Here is a 6,508-nt window from a genome sequence, read left to right on the forward strand (position 1 = left end):
GCCACGTGGGTCGGTTTTCATTTTAAAAGCATTTTTCCTGTTGCTGGGTATCCCGGTAGAGGAGTGCCGCGGCGTTTCATTGCGGAAAAACGCCCATAGATGCTCTCTTTCCTGTCTCTACGAGAAACAGCCATGTTCGCAGTGCATTAAACTGTTAATCATGCACCCGTGGCTGTTTCGGTGGGGAAGATTCGGTCTGCCGACACGCGGCGCGTGCGCGGCCATTGGCATCATTGCCGCCATGGCGCTGGGACATCGTGTCGCGCGCCGCTCAGGTGTCGATCCTGAAAAGTTCTGGGACCTCGGTTTCTTTGCCGTTATCACGGTCTTCGTGCTCTCGCGCCTGGAACTGGTGCTGGTGAACTGGAAGGTCTTTCTGCAATCGCCTGCAATCGTTCTCGCGCTTCCGACGGTCATCACCCTCGGTCTTCTGCTCACCGCTCTAATCTGCCTGTTGTACATGCGCCGCGACGGCATGCCGGTGCTCAAGACACTCGACGCCGCGGGCATCTGCGCGACATTGCTTCTGGTCTTTGTGCATCTCGGCGACCTGTTCTCCGGTGACGACGTCGGCCTCGCCACCTTGAGCCTTCCCGGCCGCCTGCAGCGCGGTCAGGGCATCTTCGCTCACGTTGGTCTGCATCCGGTCGCGTTGTATGCGGCGCTGGCATCGCTGCTGATCTTTTTCACGCTACTGTGGTTTCTTCCACGGCGCGGACAGGCGGGAGAGGTCTTCGGCCTCGCTCTTGGTCTGGGCGCCATTGCACGCTTCTGGGTGGACTGCTACCGCATGGAGACCATCTTCGAGATCGCAACGCCCTTCGGCCTCGATCCCGACCAGGTTGTCATGATCGTTATCACGGTTGCAGCGGCAGCCTTCTGGCTGAAGTGGCCCACAAAGAAGCAGGAGAACGCGCATGCCCTCTAAACACATGCTGCCCAAAGGTCAGCGCCGCCGGACCGTAAAGCACGACTACCGCATCGCCCGTGATGCCGCCCGTGCTGCCGGCCTGGAAGAGGGCATTGACCCGGAACATGTCATTGCCCCCGAACCAGAGATTCCCGTTGCAGAACGCGTGATTCCGCAACTTGACGAGGAAGACCTCGAAGCCGAGGATGGCGTGCGCAGCTTCGCCGCCGATGCGGCCGCCAACGGCATGCGCCTGGACGCATACCTGGCCAAAGCAATTCCGGATATCTCACGCTCCCGTATTCAGCTTCTTGCCGACAACGGCCAGATTTCCGTCAACGGACAGAAGGCCAAAAGCAGTCTGAAGCTTAAGGGCGGCGATCAGATCTCCATCGAAGGACAGCCTCGGCCGGAGCCGCTGYGCGCCTTCGCGGAAGATATTCCGCTCACCATCGTCTACGAGGACAAAGACATCGCCGTCATCGACAAGCCTGCCGGCATGATGGTGCATGCCGGTGCAGGCGCTACCGATGACGCACGTAACCGCGGCACGCTGGTGAATGCTCTTCTCGCCCACTTCGGTAAGTTGAGCGGTGTTGGCGGTGAGGAGCGGCCTGGCATCGTCCACCGTCTGGATAAGATGACCAGCGGCCTGATCGTCGTAGCGAAGAACGACGCCATGCATCGCAAGCTGGCACAGCTCTTCGTCGACCGCAAACTGGACAAGACCTATCTCGCTCTCGTTCAGGGCTGGCTGAAGAAAGATGCAGTCACCCTCGAACTGCCTATCGCCCGTGACCTGGTACACCGCACCCGCATGACCACGCTACGTGCCGATGGCAGGTCCGCAGTCAGCCACATCAAGGTGGTGGAGCGTATCGAAGGCCGCTTCGGCAAGTTCACTCTGGTCGAGGTCAAGATCGAAACCGGCCGCACCCACCAGATTCGTGTGCACCTGCAGGCCCTGGGACATCCCGTCGTTGGTGACACACTCTACGGCGCTGCCGGCTCATTGCGCGACGGCGAAGAGCGCGTTCCCCTGGAGCGGAACTTCCTGCACGCCTGGAAGCTGCACTTCTCTCATCCCTCCACGAGGAAAAAACTGGAACTCACGGCGGAGTTGCCTGACAAACTGACACAAATCCTGAATATGGTGAAGGAACCGGTAAAAAGACCATAACAGGACCAGAGGGCAGACATATTGGCGTGTTTCAGCGTCCAATCTTGTAGGTCTCCGGTAGAATTTGGGCCAGTGACTCCGACGATGTTCAAAAATATTCAACGCGGTACTTCGATTGCGTTTCTTTTGCTCGCTTGCGGCTCCTTTGTCGCCGCCCAGCAGACTTCTCCTACCCCCGCGCAGCCCCAACAGCAGACGACGCAACCTCAGCAGCAAACGCCGGCCCAGCAGCAGCCTGCGCAGCCGCAACCTGCCGCGCAACAGCAACCTGCGGTGCAACAGCAACCTGCAGTGCCCGGCCAGCCGGGGCAGGAGTCGCCGCTCGATGTAACCACTATCAAGGGTATCGGCGCGCGCGAGGTTAACCAGATCTTTACCGTCACCGACAAGAGAGGGAAGTTCATCACCGGCCTGCGGCAGCAGGACTTCGGTCTTCTTGACGACGGAAAGCGGCCGGAGCGCGTCATCCGCTTCACGCAGCAGACCAACCTTCCGTTGCGCGTCGGCATCATGCTGGACACGTCGAGCTCCATCCGCCAGCGCTTCGAGTTCGAGCAGCAGGCAGCCGTAGAGTTCCTGCTGCAGGTATTGCATCGCCAGGACATGGCCTTCGTGGAAGGTTTCGATGTGCAGCTCGATCTGGAGCAGGGCTTTAGTAACAACGTCGATCTGCTGAACCAGGGCATTCACAAGCTGCGCCCCGGCGGCGGTACCGCGCTGTTCGATGCGCTGTACAGCACCTGCAAGGATCAGATGCTGATGCAGGGCTCTGGATACCGCAAAGCCATCATCATGGTCACTGACGGCGATGATAACTACAGCCATGCCCTCATGACTGACGCCATCAAGATGTGCCAGCGCGCGGAAACTATGGTGTACGGCATCAGCACCAACGTCAGTCCCACCAAGGACAAGGGCGACGACATCCTGAAGGCCATCTGCGAAGCGACCGGCGGGCGAGCCTTCTACCCGACACGCATTGAAGAGGTTTCCAACGGATTCCGCTCCATCGAAGAAGAGCTGCGCAGCCAGTATTCGCTGGAGTACGTGCCTTCGGACTTCAAGGCAGACGGATCGTTTCGTACAATCTATCTACAGGCCCTCGATCCGCGATACAAGGTGCGCGCCCGTAAAGGATACTTCGCTCCGCGTCAGTAGAGCATTTTCGAGGTTCTCAACAAGCTGGAAGGCGATGGGGTTCCGCCTGAACCGCCCCCGGACGATAAGTCCGGCGAGCTGATGACTCCTACGAGATCGACCCGTAGGAGAACGTGTGTCCCGAGCTCGAAAGGCGACCGCCAAAAAACCACTCACCTGGATTTTGTTGTCCGCCGGCATCGGTGTTGTTGCCGGCGCCGCATCGGCTCTTCTGATTGCCGCCCTGAACTGGGCCAATACGACGCGCGAGCATCATCGCTGGCTGCTGGCGTTGCTGCCGCTCTCCGGCTTTGCCGTGGGCTGGGTGTACTGGCGTTATGGCGGCCGCGCTGCCGATGGCAATAACCTCCTGCTCGAAGAGATCCACGACCCTCAAGAGACCGTACCGCTGCGTATGGCTCCGCTGGTCCTGCTCGGTACCGTGTTGACGCATCTCTTCGGCGGCAGCGCAGGCCGCGAAGGCACTGCGGTGCAGATGGGCGCGTCGCTGGCGGAGTGGCTTGCCGAGCTCTTCGCCGAACATCAGATCCGCCGGGCCGTGCTGATGGCTGGTATCGCCGGCGGCTTCGGCGGCGTCTTTGGAACGCCATGGGCAGGCGCTGTCTTCGGCATCGAGGTGTTGGCTGTGGGCTGGGTAGGCTGGTCCTCTGTCCTCGAAGGCATAGGCCCGTGCCTCATTGCTTCCTTTGCAGGCGATCTCACCGTGCGCCTGATCGGCGTGCATCACACGCAATATCCCGTAGGCGCTCAGCCATCGCTCCAACCCATGAACTGGGTATGGGCAGCGCTGGCAGGCGTAGTCTTTGGCTTGATCGCCCGCGTCTTCTCCACGCTCGAACATGGTCTGACGGACTGGTTCAAGCGTATGTTTGCCTATCCACCTCTGCGGCCGCTCGCAGGCGGAGTCCTGGTTGCTTTGCTGACCTGGAGTCTGCATGCATGGCAGTTCGCCGGCCTCGGCGTTCCCGGTATCGTGGCGTCCTTCACCACGCAGCAGTCATGGTGGGTCTGGGCAGCGAAACTTGGCCTGACTGCGTTGACCCTGGGGGCCGGGTTCAAAGGCGGCGAAGTGACACCGCTGTTCTTCATCGGCGCAGCTGCCGGCAGCGCCATGGCCCCGGTGATTCCCCTCAGCACCGGCGTGCTTGCAGCCATGGGATTTGCCGCGGTCTTCGCGGCTGCTGCCAACACTCCGATTGCCGGCCTGATCATGGCGATGGAGCTCTTCGGAACACACGCCGGCCTGCTTGCCGGCGCCGCCTGTGCCGTTGCATACCTCTGTTCAGGCCCTGTCGGTATCTACTCCGCACAGCAGCCAATGGAGATGCGATGGAAGCCTCGTCTCTAGAAGTAGATAGAGCGTATGCACTGGGTGCCCCATGTCCCTCGGGGACATGGGCCCGGCCTTCACTTTCCTGAGCACCTCATATCGAGCTCTTCTTGGATCATCGCCAGGTCGTATCGGCAAATTCGATTTCGCTGCTGAGTTATAGAGCGGGCCTTCAGCCCTTGATCATTCAATATGCCGAAGACCTGGGGCGTTGCCCCAGGCTGGTATAGAACGCGCGTTTCCACCCCAATCAACAAGTTCATTGGGGACCCCGGCCTGCAGCGCTTATCTATGCATGGGCAATCTCGAATTTGTCGGCACAACACCTCTATACCGTAGTCGTCTTGATCTGAACCAGACTGCTTCCCGGCAACGTGTAATCCAGGCGGGCCCACTTGCGTTCCACCTCGACACCTGGCTGGGGCGTACGGTGTCCATGACGGAAGTTTCCAGGCGGCAGCGGATTCGGTCCTTGCTCCCCAAGCTTGGTCAGGCTAACCGCAATCTCCTTGTATGCCGGTGTATGTGTCGCGCGGTCTACATGAGTGCCGGTCAGGCGATTGACCGGCTGGTCGATAGAGTTCAGAGGCATATAGAGCTCATGTCCCTGCACGCGGCTGGTCACCACAACAGGCACTCTTGCCTTCCCATAGGGACTACGCAGCTCCACCAGGGTGCCGTCCGACAATCCATATTCCGCTGCCAGCTCCGGCGAGACCTCCACAAAGTTCGTCGGCGTCAGGGCGCGGATTCCCTCGGACTGATACGTCATCGCTCCCTGTTCAAAGTGTTCCAGCAGCCGTCCATTGTTCAGGTGCAGGGTGAATTCGCCGTTGCGCTGCTCTTCGCTTGGCTCAATCCAATCGACGGGGTGGAAACGCGCTTTGCCGTCGGGAAAGGGGAAGCCGTCCTTGAAGAGGTATGGCGAATCAGTACCGTCCTTGGCCACCGGCCATTGCAACGACTTGTATCCCTCAAGCCGCTCGTAGCTGACACCGGCAAAGAGCGGCGTCAACGCCGCGACTTCATCCATCACCTCCGACGGATGCTTGTACTTCCACTTTCCACCCATGCGGTTCGCAATCAGCTGGATGATCTCCCAATCGGGTTTCGAAAATCCGAGCGGCTTAATCGCACGATACAGGCGCTGGATCCGGCGTTCGGTATTGGTGAAGGTGCCCTCCTTCTCCAGCGAAGGAGATGCCGGCAACACCACGTGCGCGAACTTCGCCGTCTCGGAAAGGGAGATATCCTGGACGATCAGAAAATCAACCTGCTCGAGCGCAACCTTAACATCGTTGGCATTGGCATCGGAGGTGATGGTGTCTTCGCCCTTGAGGTAAAGACACTTCAACGTGCCATCGTGAATGGCGCGGATCATCTCGTGGTTATCCAGGCCGTCCTTCACCGGCAGCGTGCATTGCCAGGCTGCTTCAAACTTGGCACGCACCTGCTCGTCGGCCACCTTCTGATAGCCGGAGTAGACGTTGGGTATGGACCCAAAGTCAGAGGCTCCCTGCACATTGTTATGTCCACGCAATGGATACGCCCCTGTGGCCGGGCGCATATAGTTGCCGGTCAGCAGCAGCAGATTGGAGATAGCGGTCGAAGTATCGGAGCCGCCACAGTGCTGCGTCACGCCCATTGCCCACAGGATGCAGACCGTTTTCGACTGCGCGATCCAGTTAGCAACCTGAATCAGTGTGTCTCGTGAAATCCCCGTGCGCTGTTCGGCAAACTCCAGCGTGTACTGCGCCAGCGACTCACGTTGCGCATCGAAGTTATCGACCCAGCGGTCGATGAACTCCTGCTTGTGCCAACCCTGCTGCAGGATGTAGTTCGCGACAGCGTTGATCCAGATTGGATCGGTCGAAGGCTTCGGATGCAGGAAGAGATCGGCGCGCTCAGCCATCTCGTGTCTGCGAAGGTC

General features: G+C 59.7%; 5 protein-coding genes and 1 riboswitch. Of the genes, 4 read left to right on the top strand and 1 reads right to left on the bottom strand.

Going from position 1 to position 6,508, the window contains the following annotated elements; translation table 11 throughout:
- Positions 1-160 precede the first annotated feature (160 nt).
- From AB4043_RS10265 to AB4043_RS10280, 4 genes are all read left to right on the top strand, one after another.
- Positions 161-928, top strand: a complete 768-nt coding sequence (locus AB4043_RS10265) for a prolipoprotein diacylglyceryl transferase family protein (protein ID WP_442306994.1) — start codon at positions 161-163, stop codon at positions 926-928.
- Positions 918-2,090 (top strand): RluA family pseudouridine synthase, encoded by a 1,173-nt coding sequence (locus tag AB4043_RS10270; RefSeq protein ID WP_442306995.1) that lies wholly within the window; start codon positions 918-920, stop codon positions 2,088-2,090. The genes AB4043_RS10265 and AB4043_RS10270 overlap by 11 nt, the downstream gene beginning before the upstream one ends.
- Before the next feature lie 72 nt (positions 2,091-2,162).
- Positions 2,163-3,248: a VWA domain-containing protein gene (locus tag AB4043_RS10275; RefSeq protein ID WP_442302086.1), complete on the top strand. Its 1,086-nt coding sequence runs from the start codon at positions 2,163-2,165 to the stop codon at positions 3,246-3,248.
- Between the two features lie 21 nt (positions 3,249-3,269).
- A riboswitch (Fluoride riboswitch) is annotated at positions 3,270-3,346 on the top strand.
- Positions 3,347-3,363: 17 nt separating this feature from the next.
- Positions 3,364-4,596, top strand: coding sequence for a chloride channel protein (locus AB4043_RS10280; protein WP_442302087.1), 1,233 nt, complete (start codon positions 3,364-3,366; stop codon positions 4,594-4,596).
- A gap of 310 nt (positions 4,597-4,906) precedes the next feature.
- On the opposite strand, the gene AB4043_RS10285 is transcribed toward AB4043_RS10280, so the two are convergent.
- Positions 4,907-6,508 (bottom strand): molybdopterin oxidoreductase family protein (locus AB4043_RS10285; RefSeq protein WP_442306996.1); only part of this gene is annotated, 1,602 nt, incomplete at its 5' end.

This window comes from Terriglobus sp. YAF25, from assembly GCF_052113305.1.
GTDB lineage: Bacteria > Acidobacteriota > Terriglobia > Terriglobales > Acidobacteriaceae > Terriglobus.

Excerpts from the sequence above, each read along its gene's own strand:
- AB4043_RS10265 (WP_442306994.1), top strand. The coding sequence starts at position 161 with ATGCACCCGTGGCTGTTTCGGTGGGGAAGATTCGGTCTGCCGACACGC.